The organism is Sphingomicrobium lutaoense, from assembly GCF_014195685.1.
GTDB lineage: Bacteria > Pseudomonadota > Alphaproteobacteria > Sphingomonadales > Sphingomonadaceae > Sphingomicrobium > Sphingomicrobium lutaoense.
Genome location: NZ_JACICF010000001.1, coordinates 185,037 through 201,974, shown reverse-complemented (window position 1 = coordinate 201,974; position 16,938 = coordinate 185,037). Strand labels below are relative to the sequence as shown.

General features: G+C 63.7%; 14 protein-coding genes. 11 read left to right on the top strand and 3 right to left on the bottom strand.

Annotated features, from left to right (window positions below):
- Positions 1-3: 3 nt before the first annotated feature.
- The gene (locus tag FHS50_RS00980; protein WP_183932488.1) at positions 4-264 is read right to left on the bottom strand and encodes a DUF3297 family protein; all 261 of its coding nucleotides are present in this window, start codon (positions 262-264) and stop codon (positions 4-6) included.
- A gap of 119 nt (positions 265-383) precedes the next feature.
- Between FHS50_RS00980 and FHS50_RS00975 the strand changes: the two genes are divergently transcribed.
- From FHS50_RS00975 to FHS50_RS00960, 4 genes are all read left to right on the top strand, one after another.
- Positions 384-3,671, top strand: coding sequence for an amidohydrolase family protein (locus FHS50_RS00975; RefSeq protein WP_183932487.1), 3,288 nt, complete (start codon positions 384-386; stop codon positions 3,669-3,671).
- 124 nt (positions 3,672-3,795) lie between these two features.
- Complete coding sequence (locus tag FHS50_RS00970; protein ID WP_183932486.1) at positions 3,796-5,055, top strand: 3-methyl-2-oxobutanoate dehydrogenase (2-methylpropanoyl-transferring) subunit alpha; 1,260 nt, start codon at positions 3,796-3,798, stop codon at positions 5,053-5,055.
- Positions 5,056-5,063: 8 nt separating this feature from the next.
- The gene (locus tag FHS50_RS00965) at positions 5,064-6,068 is read left to right on the top strand and encodes an alpha-ketoacid dehydrogenase subunit beta (RefSeq protein WP_183933832.1); all 1,005 of its coding nucleotides are present in this window, start codon (positions 5,064-5,066) and stop codon (positions 6,066-6,068) included.
- Positions 6,068-7,354, top strand: coding sequence for a dihydrolipoamide acetyltransferase family protein (locus FHS50_RS00960; protein ID WP_183932485.1), 1,287 nt, complete (start codon positions 6,068-6,070; stop codon positions 7,352-7,354). Before FHS50_RS00965 ends, FHS50_RS00960 begins: the two co-directional genes overlap by 1 nt.
- Positions 7,355-7,437: 83 nt before the next feature.
- On the opposite strand, the gene FHS50_RS00955 is transcribed toward FHS50_RS00960, so the two are convergent.
- Entirely contained in the window at positions 7,438-7,965 is a 528-nt protein-coding gene (locus FHS50_RS00955) for an FMN-dependent NADH-azoreductase (RefSeq protein ID WP_183932484.1), read from the bottom strand.
- Positions 7,966-8,057: 92 nt separating this feature from the next.
- Between FHS50_RS00955 and FHS50_RS00950 the strand changes: the two genes are divergently transcribed.
- From FHS50_RS00950 to FHS50_RS00920, 7 genes are all read left to right on the top strand, one after another.
- Positions 8,058-8,444 (top strand): winged helix-turn-helix transcriptional regulator, encoded by a 387-nt coding sequence (locus FHS50_RS00950; RefSeq protein WP_183932483.1) that lies wholly within the window; start codon positions 8,058-8,060, stop codon positions 8,442-8,444.
- Between the two features lie 58 nt (positions 8,445-8,502).
- A complete protein-coding gene (locus tag FHS50_RS00945; RefSeq protein ID WP_183932482.1) occupies positions 8,503-10,818 on the top strand; it encodes a transketolase in 2,316 nt (771 codons plus the stop codon).
- A gap of 36 nt (positions 10,819-10,854) precedes the next feature.
- Complete coding sequence (locus FHS50_RS00940) at positions 10,855-11,118, top strand: hypothetical protein (protein ID WP_183932481.1); 264 nt, start codon at positions 10,855-10,857, stop codon at positions 11,116-11,118.
- Positions 11,119-11,135: 17 nt separating this feature from the next.
- Positions 11,136-11,588, top strand: a complete 453-nt coding sequence (locus tag FHS50_RS00935) for a MaoC family dehydratase (protein ID WP_183932480.1) — start codon at positions 11,136-11,138, stop codon at positions 11,586-11,588.
- Complete coding sequence (locus tag FHS50_RS00930; RefSeq protein ID WP_183932479.1) at positions 11,585-12,427, top strand: HpcH/HpaI aldolase/citrate lyase family protein; 843 nt, start codon at positions 11,585-11,587, stop codon at positions 12,425-12,427. The genes FHS50_RS00935 and FHS50_RS00930 overlap by 4 nt, the downstream gene beginning before the upstream one ends.
- A 28-nt stretch (positions 12,428-12,455) precedes the next feature.
- Entirely contained in the window at positions 12,456-13,898 is a 1,443-nt protein-coding gene (locus tag FHS50_RS00925) for a DASS family sodium-coupled anion symporter (protein WP_183932478.1), read from the top strand.
- Positions 13,899-13,960: 62 nt separating this feature from the next.
- The gene (locus tag FHS50_RS00920) at positions 13,961-15,556 is read left to right on the top strand and encodes an MFS transporter (RefSeq protein ID WP_183932477.1); all 1,596 of its coding nucleotides are present in this window, start codon (positions 13,961-13,963) and stop codon (positions 15,554-15,556) included.
- A gap of 11 nt (positions 15,557-15,567) precedes the next feature.
- On the opposite strand, the gene FHS50_RS00915 is transcribed toward FHS50_RS00920, so the two are convergent.
- A complete protein-coding gene (locus FHS50_RS00915) occupies positions 15,568-16,938 on the bottom strand; it encodes an alpha-amylase family glycosyl hydrolase (protein WP_183932476.1) in 1,371 nt (456 codons plus the stop codon).

The following is a 16,938-nucleotide window of genomic DNA, read 5'->3' as shown; positions in this document are numbered from 1 at the left end:
GCCCTATTCGGCGGGGCGATCTTCTTCGAGGAAGGGTTCGACCTTGCCCTTGAGCTTGATCGTCATCGGGTTGCCGTAGCGATCGCGCGACTTTCCGGCGGCGATGCGGATCCAGCCTTCGGACATGCAATATTCCTCGACATTCACCTTCTCGACCCCGTTGAACAGGATGCCGACACCGCGCTCGAGAAGCTCGGCATCGAAATATTCGCTGCGGGGGTCCATCGACAGGCGGTCGGGAAGCGCATTCTTTTTCTCGGTCATGGCGGCCCGTTAAGCGGCCTTTCGCGCGCTCGTCAATCGCCGTTCATCGAAGCTCCGATTGCAATGCGACAAGGAGGCGTCCCATAAGCCCCTCCGCACATCACACCGAGGGGACCATCATGAAGACTGCGCGAATCACCTTGCTGGCTGCGGCCGCGACCATGGCCATCCAGCCCGCATGGGCGCAGGAACCGGCGGCCCCCGAAGGCGAAGCGAAATCCGCCGAGGCCGAGAAGAAGGATCCGCTGGGCAAGGATTGGGATGTCACGCTGCACCGCGGCCCCGGCAAATCGGTGCCGATCGATACCGACAAGGGCACCTGGATCAGCCTCGACGTTTCGCCCAACGGACGCGAGATCGTCTTCGACCTTCTTGGCGACATCTATCTCCTCGACATCGCGGGCGGCGAAGCCGTGCCGATCGCCACCGGGCACCAGTGGGACATGCAGCCGGTCTTTTCCCCCGACGGTTCCGAAATCGCCTTCACCTCCGACCGGGCGGGCGGTGACAATCTGTGGGTGATGAAGCGCGACGGCAGCCAGCCGCGCCAGGTCTCCGACGAGGAATTCCGCCTGCTCAACCAGCCCGAATGGTCGCCCGACGGCCAATTCCTCGTGGGGCGCAAGCATTTCACCTCGACCCGCTCGCTGGGGGCCGGCGAAATCTGGATGTACCATGCCTCGGGCAAGGGCGCGGGCGTGCAGATGACCGAAAAGCGCACGAAACAGAAGGACACGGGCGAACCCGCTTTCTCGCCCGACGGGCGCTATCTCTATTTCTCGGACGATTCGACGCCGGGAGAGACCTTCGAATATTCGAAGGACGTCAACGCGCAGATCTACACCATCAAGCGGCTCGATCGCGAAAGTGGCAAGATCGAGACCTTCATTGACGGCCCGGGCGGCGCGATCCGCCCGACCCCTTCGCCCGACGGCAAGAACCTGGCCTTCGTGCGGCGCGTGCGCGGTCAGTCGGTGCTGATGGTCATGGACATCGCCTCGGGGCGGATCACGCCGCTGACTGACCGGCTCGACCGCGACATGCAGGAAACCTGGGCGGTGCATGGCGTCTATCCGCACATGGAATGGATGCCCGACAGCAGCGCCATCGTCTTCTGGGCCGAAGGCGGCATCCACCGTGTCGATGCGAGGACGGGCGCGGTGTCGCCCATCCCCTTCCGCGTGAAGGGCGAGCGGTTCGTCGCCGATGCGGTGCGCCACCAGAAGAGCCTCGCGCCCGACAGCTTCACGACCAAAATGATCCGCTTCGCCCAGGTATCGCCCGACGGACGCTCGGTCGTCTATGAATCGCTCGGCCGCCTGTGGAGCAAGCCGTTGGCGGGAGGCGCCGCGCGCGCCATCACCCCCGACGATGGCAAGCGGCGGGTCTTCCCCACTTTGTCGCGCGATGGACGCACGCTTGCCTGGGTCGAATGGGACGACCGGGAGCTGGGTCGCATCATGGTCGGTCGCCCCGATGGCAGCCGCGCCCGCGCGATCACCAAGGAACCCGGCCATTATGTCGAACCGGCTTTTTCGCCCGACGGCAGCCGGATCGCCTATCGCAAGGCCGGCGGCGGCTATCTGACCAGCCCGCTCTACAGCCGCGACCAGGGCATCTATGTCCAGTCACTGGGCGGAGGCGAGCCGGTGCTGGTCGTCGAAGGCGGCAACAATCCGCAGTTCGGCAGCGATGGCCGCCGCCTCTTCTTCACCGCCGCGGGCGCCGAGAATAAGGCCGAGCTGCGTTCGATCGATCTCGATGGCAGCGATATGCACACGCATCTGCGTTCCGAATTCGCGGGCGATTTCGCGATTTCCCCCGACGAGCGCTGGCTTGCCTGGACCGAGCGTTTCCAGACCTATGTCATTCCCTTCGCGCGCTTCGGCCGGACGCTCGAGATCGATCCCAAGTCGAAGGCGCTCCCGCTGACGAAGGTGACCAAGGATGTCGGGGATTTCGTGCATTGGTCGGCTGACAGCCGCCGCCTCTACTGGACCTATGGCCCCGACCTCCAGATGCGCGATGTCAGCGATTTCGACCGGCTGAAGGACAGCGAGACGGTGACGCTTGCCAATCTCGGTATCGTGTCGACCTTCAAGAAGCCTTCGGGCAACCTTGCGCTGGTCGGTGCGCGGATCGTGACGATGAATGGCGATGAAGTCATCGAGAATGGCACCATCCTCATCGATGGCGACCGGATCGGGGCGGTGGGACCGACCGCCGCGATGACCTATCCCGCGGGAACCCCGACCATTGACCTTTCGGGCAAGACGGTCATTCCGGGTCTCATCGATGCGCATTGGCATGGCGGCATGGGGGTCAACCAGATCGTCCCGCAGCAGAATTGGATGCTCGCGGCGGGGATCGGCTATGGCGTGACCACGGTTCATGACCCGTCGAACAATACCCACCAGATCTTTGCCGCGAGCGAGATGCAGAAAGCGGGCAAGCTCATCGGGCCGCGCATCTTCTCGACCGGCACGATCCTTTACGGCGCGACCACGCCCTTCACCGCGATCATCGACAATCTCGACGATGCCCGTTCGCACCTGCGGCGCCTGAAAGCCGTCGGGGCCTGGTCGGTGAAAAGCTATAACCAACCCCGCCGCGACCAGCGCCAGATGGTGATCCAGGCCGCGCGCGAACTGGAGATGGAAGTGGTCCCCGAGGGCGGGAGCCTTTTCCAGCATAATATGACGATGATCGCCGACGGGCACACGACCATCGAACATTCGCTTCCCGTGGCGAAGGTCTATGACGATGTGCTGCAGATGTGGGGCGGCCAGAACGGGATCGGCACCGCTTATGTCCCGACGCTGGTGGTCGCCTATGGCGGGCCGTTCGGCGAGATGTACTGGTACAAGGAAACCAATGTCTGGGAGGAACCCATCCTTTCGAAATGGGTGCCGCAGCCGCTTCTCGATGCCGCCAGCCGCCGTCCGGTCAAATTCCCCGACGAGGAGAATAATCTCGCGCAGGTCGCGGCAACCGCCAAGCAGATCTACGAAACCGGCGTTCCGGTGACGATCGGCGCGCATGGCCAGCGCGAAGGCCTCGGCGCGCATTGGGACATGTGGAGCTACACTCTCGGCGGGATGAGCAATCATGATGCCTTGAAGACCGGAACGATCAATTCGGCGTTGGCACTGGGGCTCGACAATGAACTGGGATCGATCGAAGCGGGCAAGCTTGCCGATCTTGTCATTCTCGATGCCAATCCGCTCGAGAATATCCGCAACTCGACGAGCGTGGCGCAGGTCATGATCGGCGGCACGCTGTACGATGGCGACCTCCGGGTCGTCGCGGGCGGCGAAGGCGGGATCGAGCCCTTCTGGTTCCATGCGGGCGCGGGTTCCTCCTACACCATCGGAACCGAAGCCGAGACCGGGAACCACGGCCACTAGGAACAGACATGCCCGGCGCGAAGGCTTTCCCGCCGGGCATAGCTTGAGGCCGGACCCGTTCCGTATTAGGGGGCTGCCAACACAAAGCGACGCGCATGCGCGTGCGCTGCAAGAGAGGTTTTGAATGGCACGATCCGAAAGGCGCCCCAACCGGCCGGCGCTGGCCCTGCATGTTCCCGAGCCGCCCTATCGGCCGGGCGATACGCCGGACTATTCCAATCTCGAGATTCCCGAAGCGGGCAGCGCGCCGCGTCCCGACGTGGCCTGCGACGACAGCGAGACCCATCCGCTGGTCAATCATCTCGTCCGCGTTCTCGACGATGATCACAAGGCGGTCGGACCGTGGGACCCCAAGCTCGACCCCGAAGTGTTGCGCAAGATCTATCGCGACATGGTGACGGTGCGGATCTTCGATGACCGCATGTATCGCGCCCAGCGGCAGGGCAAGACGAGCTTCTACATGAAGTGCACCGGCGAGGAAGCGATCGCCACCGCCGCCGCCGCCGCGATGGACGCCGAGGACATCCATTTCCCCACCTATCGCCAGCAAGGGCTGCTCGTTGCGCGCGGCTATCCGCTGGTGAAGATGATGTGCCAGATCTATTCGAACAGCGGCGACCATATGAAGGGTCGCCAGTTGCCGATCATGTATTCGGACAAGGAAAAGGGCTTCTTCTCCATTTCCGGCAATCTCGGCACCCAGTTCCCGCAGGCCGTGGGCTGGGCAATGGCGAGCGCGATCAAGGGCGACAGCCGTATCGCGATGGGCTGGATCGGCGATGGCGCCACCGCCGAGGGCGATTTCCACGCGGCGATGACCTTCGCCTCGGTCTATCAGGCGCCGGTCATTCTCGCGACCGTCAACAACCAATGGGCGATCTCGAGCTTCTCGGGCATTGCCGGAGCCGAGCAGGCGACCTTCGCCAGCCGCGCGATCGGCTATGGCATGGCGGGGCTTCGCGTCGACGGCAACGATGCGCTGGCGGTCTATGCCGCGGTGCGCTGGGCGTCCGAGCGGGCGCGGTCGAACAATGGCCCGACCATGATCGAATTCTTCACCTACCGCGCCGAGGGCCATTCGACCTCCGACGATCCCACCGGCTATCGCCCCAAGGAGGAATCCGAGGCCTGGCCGCTGGGCGATCCGATCGAGCGTTTGAAGGCGCACATGATCGGCCTTGGCGAATGGGACGAGGAACGCGACAGCGCGCTTCACGAGGAATTGTCCGCCGAGGTCCGCAAGTCGCAGAAGGAAGCCGAGAAACTCGGCGTCCTGTCCGACCAGGGCGACGAGAATAAGGAAAGCATGTTCGAGGATGTCTATGCCGAGATGCCCTGGCACATCGCCGAGCAGCGCGATGCCGCGCTGAAGGAGGGCGAATAATGGCCGTCATGAACATGATCCAGGCATTGAACGATGCCCATAAGGTCGCAATGCGTGCCGATGAGGATATCGTCGTCTTCGGCGAGGACGCGGGTTATTTCGGCGGCGTCTTCCGCGTCACCGAGGGGCTGCAGAAGGAATTCGGCAAGGAGCGCGCCTTCGATACGCCGATCAGCGAGAACGGCATTGTCGCCACCGCGGTCGGGATGGCGGCCTATGGACTCAAGCCCGTGATCGAAATCCAGTTCGCCGACTATATCTATCCGGGTTACGACCAGATCGTCTCCGAAGTCGCCAAGATGCGCTATCGCACCGCGGGCGAATGGACGATGCCGATGGTGATCCGCTCGCCTTATGGCGGGGGCATCTATGGCGGCCAGACCCATAGCCAGAGCCCCGAGAGCCTGTTCACCCATATCGCGGGCCTGAAGACGGTGATCCCCTCTACCCCCTATGACGCCAAGGGCCTGCTGCTCGCGGCGATCGAGGACCCGGATCCCGTGCTCTTCTTCGAGCCCAAGCGCATCTACAACGGCCCCTTCAGCGGGCATCATGACCAGCCGGTCGTGCCCTGGTCCAAGCGTGCCGAAGCCGAAGTGCCCGAGGGCCATTACACCGTGCCGATCGGGAAGGCGAACGTGGTGCGCGAAGGCGAAGCGCTCACCGTGCTGGCCTATGGCACGATGGTCCATGTCGCCCGCGCCGCGATGGAAGAGGCCGATGTCGACGCCGAGATCATCGACCTTCGCACGCTCGTGCCGCTCGACATCGAGACGATCGAGAAATCGGTGCGCAAGACCGGCCGCTGCCTCATCGTCCATGAAGCGCCGCGCACCTCGGGCTTCGGTGCCGAACTGTCGGCGCTGGTGACCGAGCGCTGCTTCTATCATCTCGAGGCGCCGGTCGAGCGTGTGACGGGTTGGGACACCCCCTACCCGCACAGCTATGAATGGACCTATTTCCCGGGCCCGGCCCGCATCAAAACTGCACTCAAGAAAGTGATGGCTGACTGATGGCGATCTACAATTTCAAACTCCCCGACATTGGCGAAGGCATCGCCGAGGCCGAAATTGTCGAATGGCACGTCAAGGTCGGCGACATCATCGAGGAAGATGCGCATCTCGCCGACATGATGACCGACAAGGCGACGGTCGAGATGGAAAGCCCGGTCGCGGGCAAGGTCGTCAAGCTGGCGGGCGAAGTGGGTGACCAGATCGCGATCGGCTCGGTGCTCGTGGAGATCGAGACCGAGGGCGATGTGCCCGAGGAAGAAGTCGAAGCCCCCGCCGCGGCCGAGGAAAGCGAAGAGGAAATGCCGCTGGGCGATGGCGCCGAAGAGCCCACGCCCGAGCAGGAAAAGGCGCTGCCCGTCACCGACCGGGACGAGGACGCTCCTGTCGCCAAGGCCGAGAGCAAGGACGAAGGCGAAGATCACAAGCCTGCGACCAAGGTGCTGGCTTCGCCCACGGTGCGCAACCGCGCGCGCGATCTGGGGATCGACCTTTCGCAGGTGAAAACTACATCGGACCGGGTGCGCCATGCGGATCTCGACGCCTATCTTCTCTACAATGGCGGCAGCGTCAGCCATGGCGGCAGCGCGCCGCGCGCCGATGAGAAGGTCAAGGTCGTCGGCCTGCGCCGCAAGATCGCCGAGAATATGCAGGCGGCGAAGCGCCGCGTGCCCCATTTCACTTTGGTCGAGGATTTCGACGTCACCGCGCTCGAGGAAACGCGGGCGATGATGAACCGCGACCGGGGCAATCGTCCCAAGCTGACCGTGCTGCCGTTCCTCATCGCGGCAATGGCCAAGACGCTTCCCGATTTCCCGATGCTCAACGCCACCTATGACGACGAAGCCAACGAGATCACCCGCCATGGCAAGTTGCACATGGGGATGGCCGCGCAGACCGATAACGGGCTGATGGTGCCGGTAATCAAGGATGCGCATGCCAAGTCGGTATGGCAGCTGGCGAGCGACATCGGTCGCCTTGCCGAGGAAGCGCGGTCGGGCAAGATCGCGCGCGACGAATTGCAGGGCGCAACCATCACTTTGTCGAGTCTCGGACCGATGGGCGGGATTACGTCGACCCCGGTGATCATGCCGCCGCAGGTGGCGATCATCGCGGTCAACAAGATGCAGGAAATCCCGATCATCGAGGATGGCGAACTGGTCGCCGCCAAGAAGATGAACCTGTCCCTGTCGTGCGATCACCGCGTGGTCGATGGCTGGGATGCCGCGAGCTTCCTCCAGGCGCTCAAGGGCTATATCGAGAACCCGATCCGCCTGCTCTCGGCCTGACCCTGATTGATTCTCGACGGGAGGCGCCTGGCCGCCTCCCGTCTTTGCATCACGCGCGGGCTGAGCCGTGATCCTTCCCTTGGCTAGGCCGCGAGGCGGTCGATTTCCTCTTCAGCACGCTCGATGGCATCGTCGCCATCGGTCGCCACGCCGCGTGCCGCGACGAATTCGGGCTCGATCCCGAGGAAGTTGAAGAAGGCCTTCACATAGCTCTTGTTATGTTCGAACGCCGAGCCGTCCTCGTAATGACCGCCCGAGGCGATCGCGACGATCACGCGCTTGTCGCCGACCAGCCCTTCCGGGCCTTTCTCGCCATAGCGAAAGGTCACGCCCGCGAGCGCCAGCCGGTCGAACCATGCCTTGAGCTGGCTCGGCACGGTGAAATTATATGTCGGGGCACCGATCACGATCACGTCATGGTCGAGAAATTCGGAAAGCTCGTCATTCATCTCGGGGCGACCCTCGATGTGGGGGAGCGGGTTTTGCGCGAGGTCGCGGGTGGTCACGTTGGCGCTGGCGCCGCCGGAGATTTCTTCCACGATATCGCGGGTGAGCTTGCGCGTGACGCTGTCCGCGCCATTCACGCTGCTGTCGACTTTAAGGATCTTCATGGTCTTGCCTTTTGGTTACTGTTTGATACCAAGACGCGATATGTTACTGAAAGTTCCATCCGCAAGACGGCACATTTCTGGAGGCAAGGCACATGGATGTGACCAGCGACACGCTTGAACCGCTGCACCTGGCGGGCTGCGCCAACGTGGCGCCGGTGCTCAACCGGGTGGGTGACAAATGGTCGATGCTGATCGTCATGGTGCTCGCCACCGGAAGCCGCCGCTTCAACGAACTGAAGCGCGAGATCGACGGTATTTCGCAGCGCATGCTCACCCGCAGCCTTCGCGGCCTCGAACGCGACGGTCTGGTAAGCCGCACCGTCACGCCAACCATTCCGCCGCGCGTCGATTACGAGCTTACCGAACTGGGCCATTCGCTGCGCCTGCCGGTCAAGGCGCTGGGCGACTGGGCGATCGAGCATATCGACTGCATCCGCGAAGCACAGAAGCGCTACGACGCGCGCGAAAGCGAAGGCTGAGATCGCCGGGCCCAGTCTGCGGCTTGGCGCGGGAAGGTGAACCGACTAGGGCAACGCCATGAGCAAGCCCGATATCGCCGCCCTCAGCGCGCTCGACGACCGTCTCCGCTGGCTATCCAGCTGGACCATCCACAATGCCAACCATCTTCGCGAGAAAGCGGACGGCATCAAGGTCGGGGGACATCAGGCCAGCTGCGCCTCGATGACCGCGATCATGGCGGCGCTCTATTTCCACGCGCTTGGACCCAACGACCGGGTGGCGGTCAAGCCCCATGCCGGCCCGGTACTGCATGCCATCCATTATCTGATGGGCTCGCAAAGCCTCGAACAGCTCAAGAATTTTCGCGGGTTCGGGGGAATGCAAAGCTATCCCAGTCGAACCAAGGACCGCATCCCGGTCGATTTCTCGACGGGGTCGGTGGGCCTTGGCGTCGCGATTACCGCCTTTGCCAGTCTCATCCAGGATTATCTCACCGCGCATGACCGGATGACGCCGGAAGATCGCGGCCGTTTTGTCGCGCTGATGGGGGATGCCGAACTCGACGAAGGCAATATCTACGAAGCCATCATCGAGGGTTACAAGCATGACATCCGCAACCTGTGGTGGATCGTCGATTATAACCGCCAGTCGCTCGACGCGACCTCGGCCGACCGGATGTTCGAGCGGTTCGACGAGATTTTCGCGAGCTGCGGATGGCGGACGGTCGAGCTGCGTTACGGAAAGCGGCTTCGGGCCGCGCTCGACGGCAAGGGCGGCAAGGCCGTTCGCGAATGGCTCGATCGCCTCCCCAATGCCGATTTTTCCGCGCTGCATTACCAGGGCGGCGCCGCGTGGCGCCAGCGGATCGAGGCCGACCTCGGCGCCAAAGCCAAGCCCTTTCTGTCTGCCCATCCCGATGACGCCGCCCTTGGCGAATTGATGACCGACCTCGGCGGTCATTGCATGGAAACGCTGGTCGAGGCCTTTGCCGCGGCCGATGACGATGTGCCGACCTTTTTCATCGCCTGGACGGTCAAGGGCCAAGGCCTGCCTTTTGCGGGACACAAGGACAATCATGCGGGCCTGATGAATCCCAAGCAGATCCATGCGCTGCGCGATGCGATGGGGATTGCCGAAGGCGACGAATGGGAACCGCTAGCGGGCCTTGGCGGGAAGCGGCGCAAGGCGGTCGAGGCGGTGATCGAAGGGGCGCGCGTGCGCCGCGACAAGCGGGACCGCGCGTTCGGCAGCGTGACCGTCGATCCCATCCCTGCGCCCGAAGGCGAGGAGCAATCGACGCAGGCCGCTTTCGGTCGCATCCTGATGGACCTGTCGAAAAAGGGCGGCGATCTTGCCGACCGTATCGTCACCACTTCGCCCGACGTCACGGTTTCGACCAACCTCGGCGGCTGGGTGAACCAGCGCGGCCTGTTCAAGCGCCGCGAAGTCGAGGATGTCTTCGCCAAGGCGAAGATCCCCAGCGCGCAGAAATGGGGAGCAAGCGCGACCGGACAGCATGTCGAACTGGGGATCGCCGAAAGCAATCTCTTCCTCATGCTCGGCGCGATGGGGTTGTCGGGCGACCTGTTCGGGGAGCGACTCTTTCCCATCGGCACGCTCTATGATCCCTTCATCGCGCGCGGCCTCGATAGCCTCAACTATGCCTGTTACCAGGACGCGCGTTTCCTGCTCGTCGCCACGCCCTCGGGGATCACGCTTGGCCCCGAGGGCGGTGCGCACCAGTCGATCAACCCGCCGCTCATCGCGATGGGCCAGCCCGGGCTTCGCCATTACGAGCCTGCCTATGCCGACGAACTGGCGGTGATGATGGAGGAAGCCTTCCGCCTGATCGACGATCCCGATGGCGAATCGACCTACCTTCGCCTGTCGACCCGAACGCTTGCCCAGCCGCAGCGCGAGAATGACGACTGGAAGGAGGGTGCGCTGAAGGGGGCCTATTGGCTGCGCGAACCCGACGAAGGCAGCGAAGCCGCGATCATCGCCATGGGCGCGATCATGCCCGAGGCGCTCGACGCGCATGAAGAATTGTCCGAGGACATTCCGGGTCTTGGCCTCCTCAACGTGACTTCGCCCGACTTGCTGCACCGCGACTGGACCGCCGCGCAGGCGCGCCGCTGGCAGCAGGGCCGTTCCCCCAGCCATATCGAGAAATTGCTGTCGCGCCTGTCGCCCGATGCAGGGCTCGTCACGCTGTGCGATGCCGCTCCGGCTTCGCTGAGCTGGATCGGCGGCGTCCTTGGCCATCGCACCGCGCCGCTGGGCGTCGAGCGATTCGGGCAGACGGGTTCACTTTCCGATCTTTATGCCGCCTATCGCCTCGACGGAGAGGCAATTACCGAGGCGGCGGCCGAGGTCCTGCTCACTTCATCTTAACTTTATTCTGTCATCGCACGGGACATGGACCAGCCCGTGACTCCGCTTGATGACCGCCTCGCCCATGAACTGGACGAAGCTCGGCGCCTTCTCGACGAGATGGGCGACCAGTTGGCGACCGACGTGATCCTCGTCGCCAACCATGGCGTTGCGTTGCAGACCGTCGATATCGTGGGCCAGATCATGGGCCATATCGCCAATGTCGTTCGCGCCAGCGACCGCGAAGCCGCGCTGGACGATATCGGCATGCATGACCTCAAGACCAAGTTGAAGTCCGCGACTTGTGGGCAGGCCGCCTAGGGCTTAAGCCCGGCTCCATGGCTGGACGCACTTTCGAACAATGGCAGGTCGGCGACACCATCGCCCATGCCATCACCCGCACCGTCACCGAGACGGACAATCTCCTCATTTCCACGCTGACGCACAATCCGCAGCCGCTCCATCTCGATCATGAAGCGGCGCGCGATTCCGAGTTCGGCAAGCCCCTGGTGAACAGTTGCTTCACCTTCAGCTTGCTGGTCGGCGTGTCGGTGGGCGACACGACGCTGGGCACGCTCATTGCCAATCTCGGCTATGAGGAAGTCAAATTTCCCAAGCCCGTGTTCGTCGGCGATACCTTGTCATGCGAGACCGAGGTGGTCGCGCTGCGCGAAAGCAAGTCGCGCCCCAATGCAGGCATCGTGACCTGGGAACATCGGGCAAAGAACCAGCGGGGCGAGATCGTCTGCACGATGAAACGCTCGGCGCTCGTCCGGAAGGACAAGGCGTGAAGCCCGCGCGCAGCTGGCTGTTCGTTCCGGCGGACAGCGAAAAAAAGATCGCCAAGGCAATCAGCGGCGATGCCGACGCGCTCATCTTCGATCTCGAAGACAGTGTCGCGCCCGCCAACAAGGAAGCGGCGCGGAAGATCATCGGAAATCTCGACCCGCGCAAGGAAGGCGGGCCGCAATGGTGGGTGCGGATCAACCCCATCGGCACCGAGGAGCATAAGAAGGACCTGCAGCTCATCGCCCGTTTCGATGTTTCGGGCATCGTGCTTCCCAAGGCCGAGAGCGGCGCCGACGTCACTCACCTCGCCCATTCCACGGGCAATATTCCCATCCACGCCATCGTCACCGAAACTCCCGCGAGCCTGTTCGGGCTGCTATCCTATCGCGATGTCGCCTCGCCTCTCGCGGCGATGAGCTGGGGCGCCGAGGACCTGTCGGCCGCGCTCGGCGCTTCGTCCAAGCGGGGTGCCGACGGCGACCTCGCCTTCACCTACAAAATGGCGCGCTCGCTCTGCCTTGCCGGAGCGGTCGCGGCGGGCGCCCAGCCAGTCGACGGGGTTTTCACCGACATCGGGGACGAGGCCGGCCTGATCGCCGAAGCCCGCGCCGCGGCGGCGGAAGGGTTCACGGGCAAGCTGGCGATCCATCCCGCGCAAGTCGGCCCGATCAACGAGGCCTTCACCCCCACCGACGAACAGGTCACGGAAGCGCAGGCGATCGTCGATGCGTTCAAGGCCGAACCCGATGCCGGCGTGCTCAAGATCGGCGGCAAGATGGTCGATCTGCCGCACCTCAAACAGGCACAGGCGCTTCTCGAGCGGGCCCACGGCTTGACCTGATCGCCGCTTTGGTGCCTCAAGGGAGGCAATGGGGGATCAACTGACAATGAAGGCGCGCTGGGCGCGGCTGGCGCCCTGCCTCGTGCTTGGCATCGTCCTCTTGATGATCCCTGCGCCCGAGGGCGTGGAACCGCGCGGCTGGCATGTCCTCGCGGTGTTCGCGGCGACCATCCTCGCTCTGCTCTTGCGGCCCTTTGCCATGTCCACCAACGTTCTGGTCGGGATCATGGTGCTGGTCCTGACCCAGTCGCTGGGTGAAGGTTCGAAGGCGTCGCTCGAGACCGCTCTTCTCGGTTTCGCCAACACCACCGTCTGGCTGGTGGTCGCGGCTTTCCTGATTGCCGGGAGCGTCATCCGCAGCGGCCTCGGGCGGCGGATCGCGCTCGGTCTCGTGCATCGGCTGGGCAAGAGCGAAACGGGACTGGCCTACGGGATCGGCGCGGCCGAGCTGGTGCTGGCTCCCGTCATTCCCTCGAACACCGCGCGGGGCGGCGGTATCCTTGCACCGATCGTCGATGCGCTGTGCCGCTCGATCGGCGAAGGACGCGATCCCGCCGATAGCGCGCGGGTGAGCCGCTACCTCGTCTTCTGCGGCGCGCATTTCAACCTGATTACCGCGGCGATGTTCCTTACGGGCATGGCCGCCAATCCGCTGGTCGCCGAAGCCGCGGGCGATGTCGCGGGAATCCGCTTCGGCTGGGCCCAATGGGCGCTGGGTGCGGCCGTTCCGGGACTGATTTCGCTTCTCCTCCTGCCGCAACTGGTGCGCCGCGTGGTTCGCCCTCCGCAAATGGATGTCGGTGCCGCGCGGGCGCGGGCCGGGGAAGAACTGGCCGCGATGGGGCCGAAGGGCCGCAACGAGAAGATCCTGATCGCCGTGCTCATCGGCATGGTCGGACTGTGGGCAAGCACGCCGCTCCACGGGCTTCACACCACGGTCGTCGCGCTTAGCGGAATTGCCGTGCTGCTGCTGAGCGGAGCCGAGCGGTGGAAGGCGATGGCCTCGACCTGGGGCGCGTGGGACGCACTCATCTGGCTCGGAGGGCTGGTAATGATGGCCGACCAGTTGCGGACGACCGGGGTGATCGACTGGTTCGCGGGCGGCGCGGGCGATGCGGTGTCGGGATATGCGCCGCTCGCTGTCGCAATCGGCCTCGCGCTCGTCTATTTCTATTCGATGTACGGCTTCTCGATGCTCACCGGCCATATCACCGCGATGGTCGGCGCCTTCCTGGCGGTTGCCGTGGCTGCCGGAGCGCCGCCGCTCCTCATGGTCGCGATGCTGGCCTATTTCTCCAACCTGTGCGGCTGTCTCACCCATTATTCGACTGGGCCGGTCGTGATCTATTTCGGGCTCGGCTATCACAGCGTCGGCGACTGGTTCCGCATGGGCTTCATCGTCTCGCTCTTCCACATGGCGGTATGGCTGGGCATCGGGCTTGGCTGGTGGAAGCTTCTCGGCTGGTGGTAGTTGCATCGCCCGTTAGGCGCGCTATCCCTGTCCGCCACTTTGCGTAACGGGGGAAAATTCTGATGTCCGACAAGCCCTGGTCCATGGCCAAGGTCGTCACCGCCTCCTCGGCGGGAACGGCGTTCGAATGGTATGATTTCTTCATCTTCGGCGCGCTGGCCAGCGTCATCGGCCAGGTCTTCTTTTCCGGATTGTCGGAAACGGCGGGCGTCATTGCCGCACTGGGGCTTTTTGCCGCGGGCTTTGCCTTCCGCCCCCTGGGCGCGATCGTGTTCGGGGCGATGGGCGACCGGATCGGACGAAAAGCGACCTTCCTCATCACGGTGAGCCTGATGGGCGGCGCGACCTTCGCCATCGGCCTTTTGCCCACCTATGCCTCGGCAGGCCTGATCGCGCCCGTGCTGCTCATCATCCTGCGCATCTGCCAGGGCATGGCGATCGGCGGCGAATATGGCGGGGCGGCCATCTATGTCGCCGAACATGCCGAGGATCATCGGCGCGGTGCGGCGACCGGCTGGATCCAGGCCAGCGCTGCCTTCGGGCTGATCGCGGCGCTCCTCGTCATCTATTTCACGCGCACGAGCATCGGCGAGGAAGCCTTTCTCGCTTGGGGCTGGCGCGTGCCTTTCCTCGTTTCGATCCTGCTGCTCGCCATCTCGGTGTGGATGCGCTTCAAGCTGAGCGAAAGCCCCGCCTATCAGAAGCTCAAGGAAGAAGGGGCAGTCACCTCGACTCCGCTTCGCGAGGCCTTTGCCGAGAAGAAAAGCGCCAAGCAGGTCCTCATCGCCTTCTTCGGTTTCATGGCGGCGCAGGGAGCTCTCTGGTATTGCGCATTCTTCTACGTGCAGGTGTTTCTCGAGAAAAATCTCGGGATGCCGGGCGCGGAGGTCAACTGGCTGATTCTCATCGTCACCATCGTCTCGGCGCCGCTCTACGTCTTCTTCGGGTGGCTGTCCGACCGGTTGGGGCGCAAGCCCGTGATGGTCGGAGGCATGATCCTCGGCCTCCTCGCCTTTTTCCCGGGCTTCATGGGCATCGCCGATGCGGTGAACCCGCAGCTTGCTAGGGCGCAGGAACAGATGCCGGTCGTCATCATGACCGATCTCGACAGCTGTTCGAGCCAATTCAATCCGACTGGAACCGCCGAATTCACCACCGCCTGCGACATCGCCTCCAAGGCGGTCATCGACAGCGGCGTGGGCTATTCACGGGTGGCGAGCGAGGATGGCAGCACCGCGATCCGCATCGGCGACACCGCCATCACGGTGGCCGATGGCGACACGGTCGAAGCCGAGGCGCTCGACGAGGCGCTACGCCGTGCGGGCTATCCCCTGTCCGCCAATATGGACGAAGTCGATTGGACGACGCTCTATTTCTGGATGCTGGTCTTCACCGTGGCGGCGACCGCGCTCTACGGCCCGATGGCGGCAGCGCTGGTCGAGATGTTCCCGACGCGCATCCGCTACACAGCGATGAGCCTTCCCTATCATGTCGGTACCGGCTGGGTCGGGGGTTTCCTGCCCGTGACAGCCTTCACCATCGTGGCGGCGACGGGCGATATCTACGCCGGTCTCTGGTACCCAGTCTTCTTCATCGGGCTAAGCGTGATCTGCGCGCTGATATTCTGGAAGGAACGGCACGGCCAACCCCTTCACTAGGGGCTGGCCGCTCAATCAAGTGAGCGCCAGGCGACGATGCTGGACCATGGATCGAGCGTGAGGCTCGCTCCCTCTTCGAGCTCGTAGCGATCGCCATCGGCTTGGGCGCTGCTGACGCTCTTGTCGACCCAGGTGCCGGCATGGGGCATGTCGCCCAGCGTGATGCGGATCGTCTTGTCCGAATAATTCTGCGCGACGAACACGGCATTGCCATCTGCCGAGCGGACGAAGGTGAAAGCCTTTGCCTCTTCGCTGTTCGGCACACGAACCATCGGACCACCCCAGGGAGCGTTGTGGAGAGCGGGGTTGGCGTCGCGAAAAGCGATCCAGTCATTGAACAGCGCAGCGTTGGGATGATCGCGCCATTCGATCGGGTCCTTCTCGAAAAATTCGAGGCGCTTGGCGAGGCCCGCTTCCTGCCCGTTGTAGATGAGCGGAATGCCATGGGCGGTGAAGAGGAGCGTGAAGGCATTGGGCAAGGCCGGGCCAAGCCGTTCGGCCGCTGTACCCGCCCATGTATTCTCGTCATGGTTCGAGGTGAAGATCATGCGCTGCGCGCCCGACGGCCATTCGACCGCCTGCGTATCGTAAAGGCTCCATAGAGCGCCGGGGCCCGCTTCGCCCTTGCCGAGCTTGCGCAACACCTTTTCCCATTCCCAGAAATAGGTCGCGTCGAAACTGTCGTGAAGGTCGCGCCCCTCATATTCGGCGAGCAGCCAGACAGGCTTGATCGCTTCGAGTTCGGCGCGCACCTCGTCCCAGAAGGGCGGCGGAACGAAGCCCGCCACATCGGCGCGATAGCCGTCGATGCCCGCTTCCTCGACCCAGAAGCGCATCGCGTCCTTCATCGCGGCGCGCAGTTCCGGATTTTCATAATCGAGCACCACGATATCGGTCCAGTCGAAGGGATAGATGAGACCGCCCGTGCGGGTCCGCTGGTACCAGTCGGGATGCTCGCTGACCCAAGGATGGTCCCATGCCGTATGGTTGGCGACCCAGTCGAGAATGACTTTCATCCCCAATCCATGCGCCTCATCGACGAAGGCCTTGAAGTCCTCCATCGACCCGAGGTCGTCACGAACCGCCTTATAGTCGCGGATCGAATAGGGGCTGCCGAGGCTGCCCTTGCGTTTTTCCTCGCCGATCGGATGGATGGGCATCAGCCAGAGAATATCGACCCCCATTTCGGCCAATCGCGGCAATTGCGCACGGGCGGCGTCGATCGTGCCCTCCTCGCTGAACTGGCGGGTGTTGATCTGGTAGATCACCGCATCGCGCGACCATTCGACATGCTCGCGGCCCGGATAATAGCTGCGCGGTTCGCGCGCCGCCGCGGGCGAGGCTGCTGCGAGGCACAGCGCCAGTGCGATCCAGTTCTTCAT